This is a genomic window from Acinetobacter guillouiae (genome assembly GCF_002370525.2).
Lineage (GTDB): Bacteria > Pseudomonadota > Gammaproteobacteria > Pseudomonadales > Moraxellaceae > Acinetobacter > Acinetobacter guillouiae.
In genome coordinates this window covers 4418710-4439528 of the sequence record NZ_AP014630.1, presented here as the reverse complement: position 1 = coordinate 4439528, position 20819 = coordinate 4418710, and the positions used below count along the sequence as shown (strand labels likewise).

The window sequence follows — 20819 nt, the reverse complement described above, 5'->3', positions numbered from 1 at the left end:
GTTGACAATTCGTCTACGCCTTGCGCTGCAAACAAAGCAATGCTTTGTTCTTGCTCAGGGTTGTGGCTAAAATTATCTCAGCCTACGTTATGAAACTCGAAAATAGTCTCGCTATTCTCTTCGTTTCCTGCTTTACGACGTATACGTCTCATGCTCAATTTTAACCTACAACGCAAGCCATTTATGAAATTCCAACAGGCCCTGAACCCATGTTTGAGTGAATATTTTAAAGTGCTTAAGCACGAATCACTTGTGCTGTAGATGCATCAATGATTTTGCTTGGTTCGCGACTTAAACCAAGATCACCATTTAAATAATTCAATTCAGAACCAAAATATTGACTGGCTTGTTGTAAAGATCTTGCTGGTTCTAAACCTGCCGAATTTGCACTGGTCGACACAATAAAACCATTAAAGGCATTACATAAGGCAATGCACAAAGGGTGATTGGTTACACGAACTGCGACCTGAGCATGCTGGCCTTTAATCCATTGTGGAATTTTATCATCAGCTGGAAGTAGCCAAGTTGTTGCACGTTCTGTTCTAGAGCGTTGCGTCCATGATTGAATGATTTGTTCACGAATAATAGGGTCAATTTCTGTTAATAGATGCTCAACTTGTGAGAGCTGTCCTGCCAATAAAATCACGCCTTTCTCTATAGGGCGTTGTTTAAGCCTTAAAATTTCTAAAAAAGCCTGTTCATTGAACGGATCACAGCCTAAACCCCATACTGCCTCTGTTGGATAAGCCAAGACTTTACCTTGTTGAAGAATTTGTGCAGCTTCAGCAACTGAGGTTGTAATCATCTATGTTTACCTTGCCATTTCGTGGAATAAGCCACTATTGTGAACCTTAATAACTGACTCGGCAACGTAAGTACAGCCCAGATTGTTGAATACAGTGACCCAAAAGTTCTAATTCCATAAGATCGCTTGTGAGTTGTGCGATGTCTAAATTTGCGCTTTGAGCAAGCGTATCTAAGTCTTGCCCAATCCAATCCAGCAACTGATACAGCTTAAATAAATGCTCAGGAATTTCTGGCATTGGGGAGCGTGCTTCAGACTGTTGTGCGCAATGCCATTGGGTGGGAAGTGCTAAATCTTCAACAATCTGTTCTGGATGATCAACCAGAATGGCCCCTTCACGAATGAGCTGATGACATCCTTGATGATGCTCTCCATAAATATGTCCCGGAATTGCAAAAATCACTTTACCTTGTTCTGCGGCAGCTTGCGCCGTAATCAGTGAACCGCTTCCAAGTTGTGCTTCTGCGACAACAACACCTAAGCTCAAACCACTCACGATCCGATTTCGATAGGGGAAATTGCGCTGAATAGGCTGAGTTTCTGGTAGGTATTCAGTCAGGATTGTTCCTGCATGCTGCAAAATTTGTTCTTGTAACTGTCTATTTTGACTAGGATAAACCAGATCTAAGCCTGTGCCGATCACCGCGATGGTTCGATGGTGTTTTAGCCCACCCATATGTGCAGCGGCATCAATTCCCAGTGCTAGGCCACTGGTAATAAAAAAGCCCTTTTCACTCAAATAGTAAGCAAAATCATAAGCCACTTGTTTGCCATGCGGACTAGGCTTTCGGCTACCCACGATGGCGATTTGCGGTTGACTTAAATTCTGAAATGCACCTTTACCAAATAGAATTGGTGGATGATCAGGATAAGGTAGCAGTTGTTGAGGATAATGAGGGTCGGTATCTAAAACAATAAAATCTGTATGTTGTTGAATTTTATCGAAGCAAACTTGAAATTTGGATTGCCCAAGCGCAGTAAGAAATTCACTGGCTCTTTCAAGATGGTTTTTATGAATTTTGGCTTCAGACCAGCGGTTTAAATTTTCAGCTTGCAGCGCTTTTGTGATAGAACCAAAGTGTGTTTCTAATTTACGAAAAGCGCTGAGCGAATGTTGAACCAAATACCAAAGTCTGATGGCATCATATTGGTCATTGGATATCTGCTTCAACATATTTAAATCACATCATGAAAAACTTAGTTATCTGCAATTGCAGGCGGTTTAATTTCAGCACCCATTTTAATTGGTAAATTACTTTCCAAAATATAGGCATAGCTGAGGTGATCAAAACTCTTAAAGATCATCAGCGTACCAATTTTTTGACTTGGTAATTTCACAGACTCTTTAGTTTTTGGGTCACGGACTGTTTCACCTTGTTGGTAAATACTAAAGACTTGCCCAGGTTTAGCACCTTGTAAGCTACCACGGTCAATGGTGACTACACTATATTGCGCTGCTGTACCAATTGAACCTTGTACACGAACCACTTTACCGCCATTGGTGACTTCATTGGTGGTGGTTGGATAGAACAAACTCGGCAATTCGGCATCATAGCTTGGCAGGACATAGTCGCCCTTACGCACTTCAGCATTATAACTTTTGGTTAACTCAAGAGTGGTGACATCATTTTCACCAGCCGCCGCAGTTGCAGAAGCAACCTCAGTTAACTCCATGCCCGCATTAAACTTTTTGCCTTCAGCATTGAGGAACGTATAAGGTTTGCCTTCACGATAGATCCCATAACGTTGACCCACGACTAAGCCATTTCCACGCGCATAAACGGTTTGTCCTGCACCCGTAATCACACGATTATCAGCAGCGCCGATGGTATAAGGGATGTTCTGTAAAGATTCAGGATTGACCACGATACTGTGTTCTAACCATGGTTGAATATCTGATAATGGAATCACTGAAATCGCATTATTTAAGGATTCAACGCGTATTTGAGGGCGTAAAGATGTCCCACCTTGATGACGACGAATAATTCCATCACAACCATCACCTTCATCTACACCAATCAGTGGGCGACCATCTAAAGTACACAACAATAATTTATCACCTGGATAAATCCAATGTGGATTTTTAACATGCTTATTGCTTGCCCAGATTTCAGGCCAGCGCCAAGGCTTGCTTAAAAACTTCCCCGCAATATCCCATAAAGTATCCCCACGTTTCACCACATAGACATTGGGTGCACTGGATTTAAGTGCGGGCGGATTGGTGTTTGGACTTGCGTGTGTCATTTCCATGTAAGTGAATCCTGCACTTAAACATAGTGTCACAGCAAGTAATTGTTTCTTGAACCCCTTGGCATGAAAGTTCGTTATGCCAGTTAAAACCTTTTTCATTATCATAATTCCTAAAATTATGTCTCTATATGCGTTATAATACGCATATTACACACATTTTTTTAATGAAGCATATTCTTCATTTAGTTTTAAGATCAATGGCATAGCAACAGAGGGTACAGTATGGCCTTATTACCTATTTTAAGTTTTCCTGATCCCCGTTTACGCACCATTGCAAAACCTGTCGATGTGGTAACTGATGAAATTCGCCAGTTAGCAGCAGACATGTTTGAAACCATGTATGAAGCGCCAGGTATTGGTCTGGCTGCTACACAGGTCGATCAGCATATTCAGCTTATCGTAATGGATCTGTCTGAAGACAAAGACCAACCTATGGTGTTCATTAACCCCAAAATAACACCGCTTACAGAAGAAACCTTATCTTATGAGGAAGGCTGTCTTTCTGTTCCTCAAATATACGATAAAGTTGAGCGTCCGTCACGAGTTAAAATTGAAGCAATTAACCTTGAAGGTCAAGCTTTTGAAGTCGAAGCGGATGATCTATTGGCGGTATGTATTCAACATGAAATGGATCACTTAAACGGTAAATTATTTGTGGATTACTTATCCCCTTTAAAGCGTCAACGTGCGCGTGAAAAAGTGGAAAAAGTGGTTCGTCAGCGTGAAAAGCAAAAAGTTCCAGCAAAACGTTGATCTGAGTCAGTTGAATTTTAAAATTTTCCTGCAATACAAAGCCCAATTTTGTTTGGGCTTTGTTATACTCTGGCTCGAAAAATGTTGAGACGAACGTTTTGTTGAGAATAGGTTTACTGCTCGGTTTTACCGCAGTTTTTTTACAGATTGCTGTATTTTTACAGCCTTTGCTACCGAAGCAATATCAAATTGCGCCGGTCTGTGAAACTATTACTCAAGCTTTAGTACAAAGTCATTTCTACGAAAAGCATCAACATAGCACCCATCATCAACATCAATCTGCATCTTCTGCACATGAAGCTGCCAGTCATGACCACCTGTTGGCCCATGCTGAGCATGTAGCGCCAGAGCAACCAAGTTCACATCACCATGATGCGGGTCACCAGTGCCAATACTGTACAGTCTATGGCAATCTGGTTTTACCTCCTGAACTTGAAGTCAAAGAAATATTAGATCGTATTCAAGTGCGACTGGTTGCATTTCAAAAAGCATTTCGACATGTCTATTTTGTATTGCAACGTTTGTTTTTACTTCCCCAAGGTCGAGCCCCGCCACTTTTCGCATAAATCAAAAACTTAATTTTTAGGGTCTTCATTGACTCCAGCCTTGTTTAATTTATGATTTAAGAGAAAGAAAATGGCTCAACCTCAATTCTTTTTACAGCCTTTAGCGGCTGCGGTTTGTGTTGCTTGTTATTCTACAGCGACGTTTGCACACGATCAGGAACATGCATCTCAACTTGCTCCAATCGTGGTTACAGCACAGTTAAATAATGATGCCAATGGTTTGATTATTCATGCTGATCCAAAACAACCGATTCAACCTGTACCTGCCACAGATGGTGCTGATTATTTGCAAAGTATTGCAGGCTTTAATTCGATTAAAAGCGGTGGAACCAATGGAGATGTCACATTCCGCGGCATGTTTGGTTCACGGATTAAAATTTTAACAGATGGTACCGAAAATTTAGGTGCATGCCCTGCACGCATGGATGCACCTACGTCGTATATTCAACCTGAAAGTTTTGACCGTATTTCGGTGGTAAAAGGACCTCAGACAGTCCAATATGCCAATACAGGTTCAGCAGCCACGGTGATTTTTGAACGTCAAAAACCAACCTTAACAGATGATAAAAATTATCAAGGTCAAGCCAGTGTTTTAGTCGGTTCTTTTGGACGTTTGGATCACAACATTGAAGCTGCTGTAGGTGACAGTAAAAAATATATGCGTATCAATGCCAATCGTTCTGAGTCAAACAGCTATGAGGATGGTGATGGTAATAAAGTGCCTTCTTCTTGGGAACGCTGGAATACTGATTTAGCCTTAGGCTGGACACCCGATGAAGATACATGGGTTGAACTGACAGGGGGTAAAGCCGATGGTGAGGCTGAATACGCAGGCCGAACCATGGATGGTTCTCAATTTGCACGTGAAAGCTTAGGCTTACGTGTTGAAAAGAAGAATTTAAGCCCTGTGATTAAAAAGCTCGAAGGGCAAGTGAACTATAGTTATAACGACCATATTATGGATAACTTTAGTTTACGTACTCCACCATTGGCAGAAATGACACATGGTGGCATGAAGATGTTGATGCCAAACCCAATGGCAATGCAGGTGACACGCCGTACTTTAAATAGTCGTTTAGCCATGACCAGTGAATGGGATAAGCTCAGTTTAATTACTGGGGTGGATTCTCAGCTGAACAAACATGGTGGCAGTATGTCATCACCGACCATGCCATCCATGAATGTTGCATTTAGAGAGGATATGCGCTTCCAATCTTATGGTGCTTTCGGAGAAATGACCTATCAATTCAATGATGCTTATAAGTTGGTGACAGGTGCACGTATCGATCAAGTTAAAATTGATGCCTTAAAACTGAATGATCAACGTAAAGAAACTTTGCCAAGTGCATTTATTCGTTTAGAAAATCAATATCCTGAGCATAATGCCAAATCTTATATTGGTTTGGGTTATGTGGAGCGTGTTCCAGATTATTGGGAGCTATTCAGTACTGCACATGGTAATACTGGTATGTCTAAACCGACGTTTAATGATCTAAACACTGAAAAAACTTTACAGTTGGATCTCGGTTATCAATATCAACATGATGCATTGAGTGTATGGACATCAGCATATGCAGGGTTGGTTAATGACTTTATTTTATTGAGTTATCATAATCATCCAACGGGCGGGATGGATGGACATAGCCATGGTTCATCATTTAGTGCTGGGGCAAAAAATGTCGATGCAACTATCGCGGGTGCTGAAGCGGGGATCGGTTATCAATTTACCGATGCGATCCAAGCGGATTTAAGTGCAATGTATGCATGGGGCGAAAATACCGATACACATAAACCATTGCCGCAGATTGCACCTTTAGAAGGTCGTTTGAATTTACGTTATGTTCAAGATAAATATTCTTTAGGTTTATTATGGCGTGCTGTGGCGAAACAAGATCGTATTAGCTTAAATCAAGGTAATATTGTCGGTTATGACACTGGTGAAAGTAAAAGCTTTACCACCTTGGCATTGAATGCGTCATATAACATTCAAAAAGATCTAAATCTTGCTGTTGGTGTCGACAATGTCTTAGATAAAACCTATACCGAGCATTTAAACAAATTGGGTGTAGGTGCGGATGGTCAAGTCGGTACTCAACAATTTAATAATACAGGGCGTAATTATTGGGCTCGTATTAGCATGAAATTTTAATTGATTTAAAACTGAATTTTTACAGAAATATGAGGATGTTCTATGAGTAATGACAGTAATAAGTTGTCACCTGAAAAATCGTTTTGGGGATGGAAATTGCTGATAATCGCAATTATTTTAAGCTGTATTTTTATGGGAATCTTCTATTTGGCGATTACCAACGAGCCTGACTATATGCCAAGCCAAAAACAGAATGCAGCTCAGCAACATGATATGTCTAAGATGAGTCATGAAAGTATGCCAAACATGGATCATTCAGCTTCTGCGCCAGTGCATGGTCACAATGAATAAGTGAATAGCTCGTGAAATGTAAAAGGAAGCCTTAGGGCTTCCTTTTACATTGGGAATATTTAAAATAGGGCCAAACGGTATAGATAATTAAAAATGAATGAAAAACTAGAGGCTTATCTTAATATTTTTAAACAATATGGTGAAGTTTCCATTGCAAATGATGACTGGACAACTGAATTTGAACAAGCATTTAGAGCACAACTAAAAACTGTAGAGATTGATGAAATTCGAATTTATCAGGCCATCGTACAACCTGATCGAAAATTAATTTGCAGGCTATTTCACCAACCAAGTATGAAAGTTCTTCAGGAATATCCTGCAAGAACGATATTTCTTCGTTGGTTACCTTTGCTATGCATCGTGCTTTGTTATTTTTTAATCATCTCTCTCATTGCTTTAAGCGTAGACAAAATGCTGACAACTGCATTTCTACTATTTTTACCTTTTAGTCTGGGTGCGATCATTGAATATGTGAAATCTTTAAAATCCCCAAATTCTTTAAAACAAACATTCTTTCAGCAAATTTATATTGTATTAGGGATTATTGTTGTTGGTGCAGTGATTTTAAGAGAGGGTGTTATTTGTCTTATCATGGCAGCACCTATATTTTTGCTCTGTACGACTTTAGGTGCGACTTGTATGCATTTTTTGTGTAGACGTTTATGGAAGCCCTATAATAAAGTTTATTCCATTGTACTTTTACCTTTGCTAGGGTTGTTCTTATTACCAGATCTATCCCAATATCATAATGGTGTAACGCGTCAAGAAATTATTGTCAATGCACCTATTCATGATGTTTTTGCGTCAATTAACAATATCCAACAGATTCAGTCAAATGAAATAAAATATAGCCCAATTTTTACAATGGGCTTTCCAAAACCAATTTCTGGAATGACGGAACAAACTGATGATGGTTTGGTTCGTCAAATTTATTGGCAACGTGGTATTCATTTTCAAGAGAAAATTATTCAGTCTCATGCACCTACACAGTTGGCTTGGACATATATTTTTACACCAGAATCATTTCCAAAAGGGTCTTTAGATGATCATTTGAAAATGGGGGGTGCATATTTCAATTTGTTGACAACAGACTATCAATTGGACGCTATTAATCCACAGCAAACGAAAATGGTGTTAACCATTGATTATCGTTTATCAACAGAAGTGAATTGGTATGCGGACTTATGGACACGCTATGTACTTAATGAATTTAGTGATGTTGTTCTTAATATCTATAAACGCCGTTTAGAAAAACAAGGTTAAGGCTTTATGCCTTAACCTTTTAGTTGTTTATTGATGCATACTCGCTAATTGTTTCCCCGCATTTTGATAAAGTTCGAGAGCATATTCTTGTTCTGCACGACCATTCAGTTGCAAATATTGATCCAATTTGTCGATATGTTTAGCGCTCCGGTAGAGCAGAGTATTTTTTGCAATTAAATAAAGCGGATACCAAGCCAAAGTACGTGGCTTGAGTCCTAGGTTTTTCATTTTACGTTGCCCAATAAAAAACTGGGTAATATCCAAATGATTTTGATAGGCCTTTTTTTGCAAAAAGGAATTGAAGTGTTTGTAGCGTCGTTCAAAAGGTTCTTTGGATAAGCTGATGGCTAAAGCTTTGCTACTTTCATCGGCCTTAGGGTGGGCATAATTCATCCATTGCAGTAGTTTCCATGCGTCAGACTCTTTGCTGACTAGCCATTTTTCATCTACTCCCATTAACCAGCCCGTATATTTCCAAAAATGCATGATGGCTTCTGATTCGGTCTTGCTTGGAAAAATGCCAATGGCTCTGACACCGAGAAGTAACACCGCACTAAATGCAATGTTGGTCATGGCTTGATCGTATTGGTTGATCGGTGTTCCCCAAATATCGTTATCCCAGTCTTTGGATTTATTGAGTTGATGTCGTACCAACGAATGAATAAAACGCACATAAATGGTTGAAGTAAAACCATTGTTAAAACGAGAAAAACTATCTTGTTGATTGACATCAAGCCACCATTTGTGGGTTTCAGCTAAGCGTTTTCCCGCGTATTTATGTAAAGCACCCGTCATAATTAACGGTTGATTAAAACCAGGGTATTGATAACCCGTCATTAAAGCCACATCGCGTAAAATAAAAGTGCCATTTGTCCCTAAACGATGGGTAAATTTGATCGCCGTTTCAATTTTAGCTGGATCAAGCCAGGTAGGCGCTTGTTCAACCATTTTAAAAAAATCAGTTAATTCAGGGATTTCATTGGGAAGTTTATCCAAACCTTGATACAAGGCTGTTTCAAAAAGTTTTCTATTTTGTCTCGGATTGGTCATCACCCAATCCATAACTTTGTCCATCGCGATATCACCAGTCTGTAAGGCACGATTGAGTGAAAGATATTCGTCATAATTGGGTTGTAACTGCTGGTCTGTAAAATAATAAAAAAGCTTAGACTTCATATTTGTTCGTGCCATGGTCTCAAATGAGGCAAGGCGTTGCGGCTTAATTAATGTTTGCATTTTGAGCGCGACCTGATTATTGTTTAGTCAAACTCTAATATGAATAATTATTCGCATTCAATTCGCATTTTGGAGTGAACCGTAAGATGAGAAAACAACCACAACAACAACGTGCTCGGAATGTCGTAGATAGTATCTTGGAAGCAACTCAATTATGTGTTGCTGAATATGGCTTAATTAATGTCACTACACCCAAAATTTCAGAAAAATCAGGTGTCAGTGTCGGTTCTATCTATCAGTATTTTGGCAATAAAGAAGAAATTATTCAGGAGCTTTTAAGTCGTAAAAGTGAGCAACTGGGGCTTGCACTGAAACAGATTGCGATTAGCCAAGAAGGATTGAGCTTAGAAGAAATCATTCCACTTAGTCTTCAATTCGGTTTTGACATGATGAAAGCCGATGGTGGCTTTTTTATTGAAGTGCTCAAACATTGGCATGGTTATAACAATTCAGAAGCGGCAAAAGTGTTAGAAAAGCATTTCTATGAAGTAGGATTGTATGTGTTTAGTCGGTTTTTTAATCATTGGAGTTTTGAAGTACTTAAAAATAAATCTTTTGTCATTATCAATAGTACGCTTTTTACTATGATGCGTTATGTGAGCCATAATAATTTTCTAATTTCAGAACAGCAGCTAAAAAAAGAATTAACTTTGATGATCCTTGCTTATCTAGAGCAAGGTGCCAACCCCAAGTCGCTTTAAGATAAGTCTTTAATGGGGGTAGGGGCATCGATAGATTGTACTCGACTGATATAGACATACATCCAAATACAAATAGAGCTTGGTTTTATAGAACCCGATTTTATAGAGTTGGTTTTATAGAGTTAGTTTTATAGCGTGGGTTTTAGCAAGCCTGAGTATTGTTTGAGTTGTGACAAGATATTGATCTCTTTATCGAGAATAATTGGATGCTTTTATTCAATGGTAAAACTGATCTATCTCCTTATATAGATTTTAATCGCCGTATCTCTATTAAATTGCATTTATAACAATGCTAAGGGCATACAAGAGGTCGTTTTACGTGTTTTAGCAAATGTATGATGGGTTACTGGCTTTTTTATTGCTGTATTTTTATGCAAAAAAGTAGATTTTTAAAGAAAAAGTGCTGTTTTAGAAGAATAAATAAACAAGTGATAGATAAAATGAAAAATAATTAAAAAAAGGGGTTGTGTTGGTTTGTGAATGCTGTAGAATGCACATCCATCGGCGGTGATGTTAAATAAAACTTCTGATAAATCAGGCACTTGATTAAGTTGTTAAGATTTCGAATTGAGATTTTAAGATGAGGTTAGAGTTAGGTTTGTTAGAAAAAATAATTAACATTATTGATTGACTTTTTAGAGATAGAGAGTAGTATAGCCGACCTAGCTTGATGCTGACGAAGCATTGAGAAGATCATTAAGAGAATATGAAGAACAACTTGTGTGGATTTTTACTGATTGATTGATCGAAATATTATCATTGATTGATTGGTTTAAATTACTCGAAGTTTATTTGAGAGAATTTGTCAGTACATTGATGAGCCAGAATTGTGACCTTAAGTCACTAATGATTTTTAACTGAAGAGTTTGATCATGGCTCAGATTGAACGCTGGCGGCAGGCTTAACACATGCAAGTCGAGCGGGGGAGATTGCTTCGGTAATTGACCTAGCGGCGGACGGGTGAGTAATACTTAGGAATCTGCCTATTAATGGGGGACAACATCTCGAAAGGGATGCTAATACCGCATACGCCCTACGGGGGAAAGCAGGGGATCACTTGTGACCTTGCGTTAATAGATGAGCCTAAGTCGGATTAGCTAGTTGGTGGGGTAAAGGCCTACCAAGGCGACGATCTGTAGCGGGTCTGAGAGGATGATCCGCCACACTGGGACTGAGACACGGCCCAGACTCCTACGGGAGGCAGCAGTGGGGAATATTGGACAATGGGGGGAACCCTGATCCAGCCATGCCGCGTGTGTGAAGAAGGCCTTATGGTTGTAAAGCACTTTAAGCGAGGAGGAGGCTCTCTTGGTTAATACCCAAGATGAGTGGACGTTACTCGCAGAATAAGCACCGGCTAACTCTGTGCCAGCAGCCGCGGTAATACAGAGGGTGCGAGCGTTAATCGGATTTACTGGGCGTAAAGCGTGCGTAGGCGGCTTTTTAAGTCGGATGTGAAATCCCCGAGCTTAACTTGGGAATTGCATTCGATACTGGGAAGCTAGAGTATGGGAGAGGATGGTAGAATTCCAGGTGTAGCGGTGAAATGCGTAGAGATCTGGAGGAATACCGATGGCGAAGGCAGCCATCTGGCCTAATACTGACGCTGAGGTACGAAAGCATGGGGAGCAAACAGGATTAGATACCCTGGTAGTCCATGCCGTAAACGATGTCTACTAGCCGTTGGGGCCTTTGAGGCTTTAGTGGCGCAGCTAACGCGATAAGTAGACCGCCTGGGGAGTACGGTCGCAAGACTAAAACTCAAATGAATTGACGGGGGCCCGCACAAGCGGTGGAGCATGTGGTTTAATTCGATGCAACGCGAAGAACCTTACCTGGTCTTGACATAGTAAGAACTTTCCAGAGATGGATTGGTGCCTTCGGGAACTTACATACAGGTGCTGCATGGCTGTCGTCAGCTCGTGTCGTGAGATGTTGGGTTAAGTCCCGCAACGAGCGCAACCCTTTTCCTTATTTGCCAGCACTTCGGGTGGGAACTTTAAGGATACTGCCAGTGACAAACTGGAGGAAGGCGGGGACGACGTCAAGTCATCATGGCCCTTACGACCAGGGCTACACACGTGCTACAATGGTCGGTACAAAGGGTTGCTACCTAGCGATAGGATGCTAATCTCAAAAAGCCGATCGTAGTCCGGATTGGAGTCTGCAACTCGACTCCATGAAGTCGGAATCGCTAGTAATCGCGGATCAGAATGCCGCGGTGAATACGTTCCCGGGCCTTGTACACACCGCCCGTCACACCATGGGAGTTTGTTGCACCAGAAGTAGGTAGTCTAACCGTAAGGAGGACGCTTACCACGGTGTGGCCGATGACTGGGGTGAAGTCGTAACAAGGTAGCCGTAGGGGAACCTGCGGCTGGATCACCTCCTTAACGAAAGATTGACGATTGGTAAGAATCCACAACAAGTTGTTCTTCATTGATGTATCTGAGGGTCTGTAGCTCAGTTGGTTAGAGCACACGCTTGATAAGCGTGGGGTCACAAGTTCAAGTCTTGTCAGACCCACCAAGTCTACTGAACACAGAAGAGCAGATATATTAAGATCTTAAGCTGGGGACTTAGCTTAGTTGGTAGAGCGCCTGCTTTGCACGCAGGAGGTCAACGGTTCGACTCCGTTAGTCTCCACCACTATATAAAGACTAAGTGATTACAGAACTTAGTAAGCAGATAGCTTATTAAGTTCTGTGATTTATCACAGTTAACTACTCGCTGACGAGGCGGTAGTGAATCATTAACAGAATATATTTGAGTTGAAATAATTGTTTAAACTCGTTTTAGTTGATGTTAGCAAGTAATTGTTAATATTGAATGAAATGAGCACTAGCGATAAAACTGAATCAAGCGTTTTGGTATATGAATTAAATTGAAGCTGTATGGTGATTAAGTTCACAGGCAACAAATAGAAGTGATTAAGTTCACATTGTTGATCCTCCTTGTAGGGATTAACGACTGTTTGGGGTTGTATAGTCAAGTAATTAAGTGCATGTGGTGGATGCCTTGGCAGTCAGAGGCGATGAAAGACGTAATAGCCTGCGATAAGCTTCGGGGAGGCGGCAAATATCCTGTGATCCGGAGATTTCTGAATGGGGAAACCCACTTACCATAAGGTAGGTATCGCATGATGAATACATAGTCATGCGAGGCGAACGAGGGGAAGTGAAACATCTCAGTACCCTTAGGAAAAGAAATCAATTGAGATTCCCTCAGTAGCGGCGAGCGAACGGGGATCAGCCCATTAAGTTATATGTGTTTTAGCGGAAAGCTCTGGGAAGTGCTACCGTAGAGGGTGATAGTCCCGTACACGAAAGGGCACATATAATGATGACGAGTAGGGCGAGGCACGTGAAACCTTGTCTGAATATGGGGGGACCATCCTCCAAGGCTAAATACTCCTGACTGACCGATAGTGAACCAGTACCGTGAGGGAAAGGCGAAAAGAACCCCTGTGAGGGGAGTGAAATAGATCCTGAAACCGCATGCATACAAGCAGTGGGAGCCGACTTGTTCGGTGACTGCGTACCTTTTGTATAATGGGTCAGCGACTTATATTCAGTAGCAAGGTTAACCGCATAGGGGAGCCGTAGAGAAATCGAGTCTTAATAGGGCGTTTAGTTGCTGGGTATAGACCCGAAACCGGGTGATCTATCCATGAGCAGGTTGAAGGTTGGGTAACACTAACTGGAGGACCGAACCCACTGTCGTTGAAAAGCCAGGGGATGACTTGTGGATAGGGGTGAAAGGCTAATCAAACTCGGTGATAGCTGGTTCTCCCCGAAAGCTATTTAGGTAGCGCCTCGGACGAATACCATAGGGGGTAGAGCACTGTTTCGGCTAGGGGGTCATCCCGACTTACCAAACCGATGCAAACTCCGAATACCTATGAGTACTATCCGGGAGACAGACTGCGGGTGCTAACGTCCGTAGTCAAGAGGAAAACAATCCAGACCGCCAGCTAAGGCCCCCAAATTATAGTTAAGTGGGAAACGATGTGGGAAGGCATAGACAGCTAGGAGGTTGGCTTAGAAGCAGCCACCCTTTAAAGAAAGCGTAATAGCTCACTAGTCGAGTCGGCCTGCGCGGAAGATGTAACGGGGCTAAAACTATATGCCGAAGCTGCGGATGTATACTATGTATACGTGGTAGGGGAGCGTTCTGTAAGCCGATGAAGGTGTATTGAGAAGTATGCTGGAGGTATCAGAAGTGCGAATGCTGACGTGAGTAACGACAAAACGGGTGAAAAACCCGTTCGCTGAAAGACCAAGGGTTCCAGTCCAACGTTAATCGGGGCTGGGTGAGTCGACCCCTAAGGCGAGGCCGAGAGGCGTAGTCGATGGGAAATTGGTTAATATTCCAATACTTCTGTGTAATGCGATGAGAGGACGGAGAAAGTTAAGTCAGCCTGGCGTTGGTTGTCCAGGTGAAAGGCAGTAGGCATGCATCTTAGGCAAATCCGGGGTGCTCTATGCTGAGAGCTGATAGCAAGCTAGTTTACTAGCGAAGTGGCTGATACTATGCTTCCAGGAAAAGTCTCTAAGCTTCAGTTACACAGGAATCGTACCCTAAACCGACACAGGTGGTCAGGTCGAGTAGACCAAAGCGCTTGAGAGAACTCTGCTGAAGGAACTAGGCAAAATGGTACCGTAACTTCGGGAGAAGGTACGCTGCTGACGGTGATAGGACTTGCTCCTTGAGCTATTGGCAGCCACAGAAACCAGGCCCCTGCAACTGTTTATTAAAAACATAGCACTCTGCAAACACGAAAGTGGACGTATAGGGTGTGATGCCTGCCCGGTGCTGGAAGGTTAATTGATGGGGTTAGCGTAAGCGAAGCTCTTGATCGAAGCCCCAGTAAACGGCGGCCGTAACTATAACGGTCCTAAGGTAGCGAAATTCCTTGTCGGGTAAGTTCCGACCTGCACGAATGGCATAATGATGGGGGCGCTGTCTCCAGCAGAGGCTCAGTGAAATCGAAATCGCCGTGAAGATGCGGTGTACCCGCGGCTAGACGGAAAGACCCCGTGAACCTTTACTGCAGCTTGACATTGAACTTTGATCTTACTTGTGTAGGATAGGTGGGAGGCTTTGAAGTAGTGACGCCAGTTGCTATGGAGCCATCCTTGAAATACCACCCTGGTAATATTGAGGTTCTAACTCTGTCCCGTTATCCGGGACGAGGACCATGTCTGGTGGGTAGTTTGACTGGGGCGGTCTCCTCCTAAAGAGTAACGGAGGAGTACGAAGGTGCGCTCAGCGTGGTCGGAAATCACGCGTAGAGTATAAAGGCAAAAGCGCGCTTAACTGCGAGACCCACAAGTCGAGCAGGTACGAAAGTAGGTCTTAGTGATCCGGTGGTTCTGTATGGAAGGGCCATCGCTCAACGGATAAAAGGTACTCTGGGGATAACAGGCTGATACCGCCCAAGAGTTCATATCGACGGCGGTGTTTGGCACCTCGATGTCGGCTCATCTCATCCTGGGGCTGAAGCAGGTCCCAAGGGTATGGCTGTTCGCCATTTAAAGAGGTACGCGAGCTGGGTTTAGAACGTCGTGAGACAGTTCGGTCCCTATCTACCGTGGGCGTTGGAAATTTGAGAGGATCTGCTCCTAGTACGAGAGGACCAGAGTGGACGAACCTCTGGTGTACCGGTTGTGACGCCAGTCGCATCGCCGGGTAGCTATGTTCGGAAGGGATAACCGCTGAAAGCATCTAAGCGGGAAGCCTACCTCAAGATAAGATTTCCCTAGGACTTTATGTCCTCTAAAGAGCCGTTGAAGACTACGACGTTGATAGGTTGGATGTGGAAGTGCGGTGACGCATGAAGCTGACCAATACTAATTGCTCGTGAGGCTTGACTATACAACACCCAAGCAGTTGTATACGAAGCATCATTTGATTCATAAAAGATCAAACATACTTGATTTAGTTGTAAAGCTAGTTAAACTATTCAACTCAAATGTTCTGTTAATAACTCATTTGGTACGAAGTAAGGCATTTAAATAAGACCCGAACAAGTCCATAACAGTTTGCTGGCGACAATAGCAAGAGTGAACCACCTGATCCCTTCCCGAACTCAGAAGTGAAACCTCTTAGCGCTGATGGTAGTGTGGGGTTACCCATGTGAGAGTAAGTCATCGCCAGCTTTTAAATCTAAAACACCCCGTTCTCTAGCGAGACCGGGGTGTTTTTTTATGCGTGGTTGAAAAGCAATGTTGTAGTATTTGTTTAATTTAAAATGGTTAAAGTATGTATGAGAGTTGAAGGTAAAGATGATAGAAGATTATTTTAAACCATTAACATTACAAAAAGATTCAGGTTTAGGATCTACAGCAGATTCATTTTATTATGCTGCCAAGGCATTAGAAGAGAACCAAGAGAGTAAATATGGTTTTGGTATCGGTGGAGGGAAATTACCAATTTTATATTTATATCGTCATAGTGTAGAGTTATATTTGAAATCGGTAATTACTTTGATTTATAGAATATGTGCTCCTAGTGAAGAAATGTTGAAATCTGATGATAATTTACCTATGTTAATAGAGAAGGGGAAAGAGAAAAAAATTTTCAATATACATTCAATTAATACCTTATTTGAAAATTATTTAAGGCTCTTGGAGGAAAATAAAAAGTTCATTAACTTAAAATGTAAAACTAATTGGTTTGATATTTCTGATGAATTTCCAAAATTAATCAAGCTTGTAGAAGATTTTGATAAAAATTCTACAATGTTTAGATACCCAATTACTATGAGTCCAAATTTAGACTATAAAAAATCTACATTTAAAAAACTCGCTTCTACTGATAATTTAAATAAATCAATAGAATCATTAACAAAGCCTAAAATTTTTTTACTAGTTGAGAATCAAGATAATGAAATTGTGGAATCTTATGTAAGTGATGAGGATGTTTTAAATGATGTTCATGGAGCCTTAAAAGAGTTATCGGATCACTTTATGGGGCTTCATTTTGGACTAAAGTATGAATTAACTAAGTAAAAGGCATTAATTAATTATGAGACCTAACTAATTCTTTCCCATGCTTAAAAATTATAAAAAGAAAACCCCATCATCCTGATGGGGTTTTCTTCGTATTGGTGTGTTAGATTTGACTCCTGTCGAATCTCACGTCCTGTGTGTTTTCTTATTCTCAATGAGACTTCCTGTCTCTTTATGTTTGCTATGATAAGCGCAATGCCTAAGTCAGTATATTCGCTAATCACTGCGATTGTTGTAGGTTAAAGCTTACAAGATGATCCAATCAAAAATTAAGACCCAATTCGCTCAGTTACCAATATGAAATGGTGAGATGGATACTTTTGTTTAAAATAAATCGATAAGTCATAACAATATTGAGGGAATCTAAAATGAAGGCTTTTCGACAGTGCTTAATCTATTTACCCCTATTGCTCAGCTGTAGCTTGTTGAGTGCATGTAATGCTCAAAATAATCAAACCACTACGGCTAATTCTTTGATTAACCAGAGCTATCAGATCCAAAAAGTAGCGACATTTGATGAACCTTGGGCAATGGCTGAGTTGGCTGATGGTCGTTTACTGATTAGCGAAAGGAAAGGGACGTTAAAACTGTTTGATCCTTCCACATTGAAAAGTATAGAAATTTTAGGAGTCCCCGAAGTGGCTTATGGTGGGCAAGGGGGCTTGGGCGATATTGTTTTACATCCTGATTTTGCAAACAATCATCAAATTTATCTAAGTTATGCCGAAACAGGAAAAGGCGGATATGGTGCGGTTGTGATTCGTGGTGAATTAAATCTTCAAGAGAAAAATCCCCGAATAATCAATATCAAAAGAATTTGGGAACAAGTTCCTAAAGTTTCAGGGCAAGGGCATTATGCACATCGAATGATTTTTGCAAAGGATGGCAAGCTCTGGATTAGTTCTGGTGAACGTCAGAAATTTGATCCTGCTCAAGATATGAATTCAAACTTAGGAAAAGTTTTAAGACTGAATGATGATGGTACTGTTGTTGCAGATCATCCATTTACTCAACAAGGTGAGATTGCAAAACAAGTGTGGTCGTTGGGTCATCGTAATCCATTAGGTATGGCTTTTGATGCGAAGGATCAATTGTGGGTGGTTGAAATGGGGCCTAAAGGAGGAGATGAGTTAAATCTGATTAAGAAGGGCGAAAATTATGGTTATCCGATTGTTTCCAATGGTGATCATTATTCAGGAAAACCCATTCCCGATCATGCGACACGTCCTGAATTTAAGGCACCAGAAATCAGTTGGACACCAGTAATATCACCCTCCAGTTTGGTCTTTTATCAAGATGAATTATTCCCAAAATGGAATCATAAAGCCTTGATTGGTGGGTTATCCTCAGAAGCGATTATTGTGGTTGATACTGAATCGAAGCCTGTCCGTGAGGTACAGCGTTTAAACATGCAGCAACGCATTCGAGATATCCATCCCGCCCATAATGGTTCGATTTGGGTTTTGGAAGATGGGAAAAATGCGGGGTTATTAAGACTGTTACCTAAGTAAAAAATTAATTTAAATCAATGGATTGTTATATTATTGAAAAGATGTGGAAGCAGCTGAATTGATATCAGCTTAATTGCTATGATTGGCTATAAATTATGCTATTCTTTCGATTTAAAATAATATAAATCGAGAACAATAATGCCAGCAACTACAATTGAAGTTCGCTATCAATATTCTGTAGCACAAGAAGTGGGCTTAATCGATGCTGTTCATCATGCATTGGTGAGCGCTTTTAAAATTCCTGAATATGATCGTGATATTCGTTTATTGGTACATGAACCACATCGCTTTCAATGTCCACCGAATAAGCTTTATCCTGAAAAATTTACCCTGATTCGTATTGATTGTTTTGCTGGGCGTACACTGGATACCAAGCGAAATTTGTATCGCAGTATTGTAGAGAATCTATCTGTATTAGGGATTCCCAAAGATCATATCAAAATTTTATTAAGAGAAATTCCCGCTGAAAATTGGGGAATCCGTGGTGGTCAAGCTGCCTGTGATGTGGATTTGGGTTTCGATATTCAAGTCTAGCTCAACCTAATATGAATCAAAGTAGATGGAATAGATTACTCCGTTGATAATATTATTTAAATTCAATATGTTAAATCAGCTAGTGCGCACTTATAAGGTGGAGTATATGCTGCGTGAAGCATACTACGTATCATTAAACTGACGCAGTATTGTCATTGAAATGACCTCAAAATGTCATGCTATTGGTTTCTAATAAAGCTCATTTAAATCAATAAAAAAGACCTTTATGAAAAAAATTGCTTACTCTGTTTTAGCGTTAGGCGTATTGGCTTTAACTGCATGTAATGATGATGACAATGATTTCTCATTTGAACCATCTGTCACTGTACCGACCTTGGTTTCATTTGCCAAACTTGATGTCGAAACTTATGCAGCTGGTCCAAACTCAGGTGCCTTTGTAAAGGGTGCCAATGGCATATTCCCGCCTTTTAAAGGTCAGCCAGTTCAAGGCTTCTCGGGAGCTGTAAAGAACGGTGATGGCACTTATATGGTCATGGCAGACAATGGCTTTGGTACACAAGACAATTCATCTGACTTTTTACTCCGTGTTTATCAAGTAAAATCTGATTTTCGGACGAAATCGGTAGGATCTGCAAAAGTTCAAGTGATGAGCTTTATTCAGCTTCGTGATCCCAATAAATTAATACCATTTACAATCATCAATCAAAACAGTACTGATCGTTTGCTCACTGGGGCCGATTTTGATCCTGAATCGATTCAACGTACTGCGGATGGTACCTATTGGATTGGGGATGAATTTGGACCATATTTACTGCATTTTGATAAAGATGGAATACTGCTTGATGCGCCGATTGCATTACCTCATCCATTGAAAGCTGGTGTGGAATTGCGTTCTCCGCAAAATCAATTCAATAAAGCCAACATAAATTATGTAGAGCCTTTGGTTCAGCAAAGCGGTGGCTTTGAAGGAATGGCATTGTCTAAGGATGGTCAATATTTATATCCTTTGCTAGAAAAACCGTTAAAAGGCGAGACCACACAACAGTTGCTTATCTCACAATTTGATGTGAAGAAGAAAGCGTATACTGGTCGATATTATTATTTTACCTTGAATGCCAAGGCGACCAATATTGGTGACTTCCAAATGTTTGATGATAAGTCTGGCATTATCATTGAGCGTGATGCGAGTCAAAACAAGTTAGATGGTTATAAGAAGCTGATTCAAATTGAACTAGGAGATTCAGGGAAAGCTGTAAAACGTTCTGACTTAGTTGATCTTATGAATATCGCCAACCCGAATAATTTATATGGTACAGCGCGAGATGGAGATATTGGTACAGCAACAACTTTTGCTTTTCCATTTGAAACCATTGAAGATGTGATTATTGAAAATAAAAATACCTTAACTGTTTTAAATGACAATAACTTTCCAGGTTCATCAGGACGAAATGCAAAGCGTGCGGATGATAATGAAATTATTCAGATTAAATTGCCTAAAGCATTGTATTAATACGCGATAAAATGCTTAGCCTCCACGACCCGAAGCTAAATTAATCTTAGCAAGGGAAAACGCCCTCCTTTTTAAAAGGAGGGCTGGGGAGGATTAAAACTTAAACTGATCAATATTAAGTGAAATACCTGACTTTTTATTGAGGGTAAAGCATCAGTACATACCTTAAATTAGCTGAGCAGATATTATTATTTTAAAGTGCGAAGTAATCTTTAAGCTAAATCGCAGAAAGCCAGTCAATTGACTGGCTTTCTTTATACATCATTCACGCATGAG

14 protein-coding genes, 2 tRNA genes and 3 rRNA genes are annotated in these 20819 nt (G+C 40.8%); 15 read left to right on the top strand and 4 right to left on the bottom strand.

Annotated elements, in window-relative coordinates:
• Nucleotides 1–235: 235 nt before the first annotated feature.
• The 3 genes from AS4_RS20670 to AS4_RS20660 are packed head-to-tail and all read right to left on the bottom strand — an operon-like array spanning nucleotide 236 to nucleotide 3154.
• Entirely contained in the window at nucleotides 236–805 is a 570-nt protein-coding gene (locus AS4_RS20670) for an L-threonylcarbamoyladenylate synthase (protein ID WP_096735350.1), read from the bottom strand.
• A gap of 46 nt (nucleotides 806–851) precedes the next feature.
• On the bottom strand, nucleotides 852–1979 hold the full coding sequence (gene dprA / locus AS4_RS20665) for a DNA-processing protein DprA (protein ID WP_096735349.1): 1128 nt from the start codon (nucleotides 1977–1979) through the stop codon (nucleotides 852–854).
• 23 nt (nucleotides 1980–2002) lie between these two features.
• Nucleotides 2003–3154, bottom strand: a complete 1152-nt coding sequence (locus AS4_RS20660; RefSeq protein ID WP_096735348.1) for a LysM peptidoglycan-binding domain-containing protein — start codon at nucleotides 3152–3154, stop codon at nucleotides 2003–2005.
• Between the two features lie 123 nt (nucleotides 3155–3277).
• Here AS4_RS20660 and def point away from each other — a divergent pair, with 123 nt between their 5' ends.
• The 5 genes from def (at nucleotide 3278) to AS4_RS20635 (ending at nucleotide 8077) form a co-directional block, all read left to right on the top strand.
• On the top strand, nucleotides 3278–3808 hold the full coding sequence (gene def, locus AS4_RS20655; protein ID WP_004723400.1) for a peptide deformylase: 531 nt from the start codon (nucleotides 3278–3280) through the stop codon (nucleotides 3806–3808).
• 59 nt (nucleotides 3809–3867) lie between these two features.
• Complete coding sequence (locus AS4_RS20650; protein ID WP_406565187.1) at nucleotides 3868–4374, top strand: DUF2946 family protein; 507 nt, start codon at nucleotides 3868–3870, stop codon at nucleotides 4372–4374.
• A gap of 70 nt (nucleotides 4375–4444) precedes the next feature.
• Nucleotides 4445–6523: a TonB-dependent copper receptor gene (locus AS4_RS20645; protein WP_096735346.1), complete on the top strand. Its 2079-nt coding sequence runs from the start codon at nucleotides 4445–4447 to the stop codon at nucleotides 6521–6523.
• Between the two features lie 42 nt (nucleotides 6524–6565).
• Complete coding sequence (locus tag AS4_RS20640; protein ID WP_096735345.1) at nucleotides 6566–6814, top strand: hypothetical protein; 249 nt, start codon at nucleotides 6566–6568, stop codon at nucleotides 6812–6814.
• Nucleotides 6815–6907: 93 nt separating this feature from the next.
• Nucleotides 6908–8077 carry a hypothetical protein gene (locus AS4_RS20635; RefSeq protein WP_096735344.1) on the top strand — a complete coding sequence of 390 codons (1170 nt, stop codon included), beginning with the start codon at nucleotides 6908–6910 and terminating at the stop codon, nucleotides 8075–8077.
• Nucleotides 8078–8104: 27 nt separating this feature from the next.
• Here the strand turns inward: AS4_RS20635 and AS4_RS20630 are convergent, their stop codons facing one another.
• Nucleotides 8105–9313: an oxygenase MpaB family protein gene (locus tag AS4_RS20630; RefSeq protein WP_096735343.1), complete on the bottom strand. Its 1209-nt coding sequence runs from the start codon at nucleotides 9311–9313 to the stop codon at nucleotides 8105–8107.
• Between the two features lie 86 nt (nucleotides 9314–9399).
• On the opposite strand from AS4_RS20630, the gene AS4_RS20625 reads away from it, so the two are divergent.
• The 10 genes from AS4_RS20625 (at nucleotide 9400) to AS4_RS20575 (ending at nucleotide 20543) form a co-directional block, all read left to right on the top strand.
• On the top strand, nucleotides 9400–10014 hold the full coding sequence (locus tag AS4_RS20625) for a TetR/AcrR family transcriptional regulator (RefSeq protein WP_096735342.1): 615 nt from the start codon (nucleotides 9400–9402) through the stop codon (nucleotides 10012–10014).
• 854 nt (nucleotides 10015–10868) lie between these two features.
• Nucleotides 10869–12407: ribosomal RNA gene (locus tag AS4_RS20615) — 16S ribosomal RNA — on the top strand.
• A 59-nt stretch (nucleotides 12408–12466) separates the two neighbouring features.
• A tRNA-Ile gene (locus tag AS4_RS20610) sits at nucleotides 12467–12543 on the top strand.
• A gap of 44 nt (nucleotides 12544–12587) precedes the next feature.
• Nucleotides 12588–12663, top strand: a tRNA-Ala gene (locus AS4_RS20605).
• A gap of 337 nt (nucleotides 12664–13000) precedes the next feature.
• Nucleotides 13001–15891, top strand: a 23S ribosomal RNA gene (locus AS4_RS20600).
• A 169-nt stretch (nucleotides 15892–16060) separates the two neighbouring features.
• A 5S ribosomal RNA gene (gene rrf / locus AS4_RS20595) occupies nucleotides 16061–16175 on the top strand.
• Together the 16S, 23S and 5S rRNA genes with 2 tRNA genes alongside form the textbook arrangement of a ribosomal RNA operon.
• A gap of 126 nt (nucleotides 16176–16301) precedes the next feature.
• Nucleotides 16302–17027, top strand: coding sequence for a hypothetical protein (locus AS4_RS22090; protein ID WP_227548103.1), 726 nt, complete (start codon nucleotides 16302–16304; stop codon nucleotides 17025–17027).
• 368 nt (nucleotides 17028–17395) lie between these two features.
• Nucleotides 17396–18538 (top strand): PQQ-dependent sugar dehydrogenase, encoded by a 1143-nt coding sequence (locus AS4_RS20585; protein ID WP_096735341.1) that lies wholly within the window; start codon nucleotides 17396–17398, stop codon nucleotides 18536–18538.
• 138 nt (nucleotides 18539–18676) lie between these two features.
• Nucleotides 18677–19072, top strand: a complete 396-nt coding sequence (locus AS4_RS20580) for a tautomerase family protein (RefSeq protein ID WP_004725218.1) — start codon at nucleotides 18677–18679, stop codon at nucleotides 19070–19072.
• 226 nt (nucleotides 19073–19298) lie between these two features.
• A complete protein-coding gene (locus AS4_RS20575; RefSeq protein WP_096735340.1) occupies nucleotides 19299–20543 on the top strand; it encodes an esterase-like activity of phytase family protein in 1245 nt (414 codons plus the stop codon).
• The last annotated feature ends 276 nt before the right edge of the window (nucleotides 20544–20819 follow it).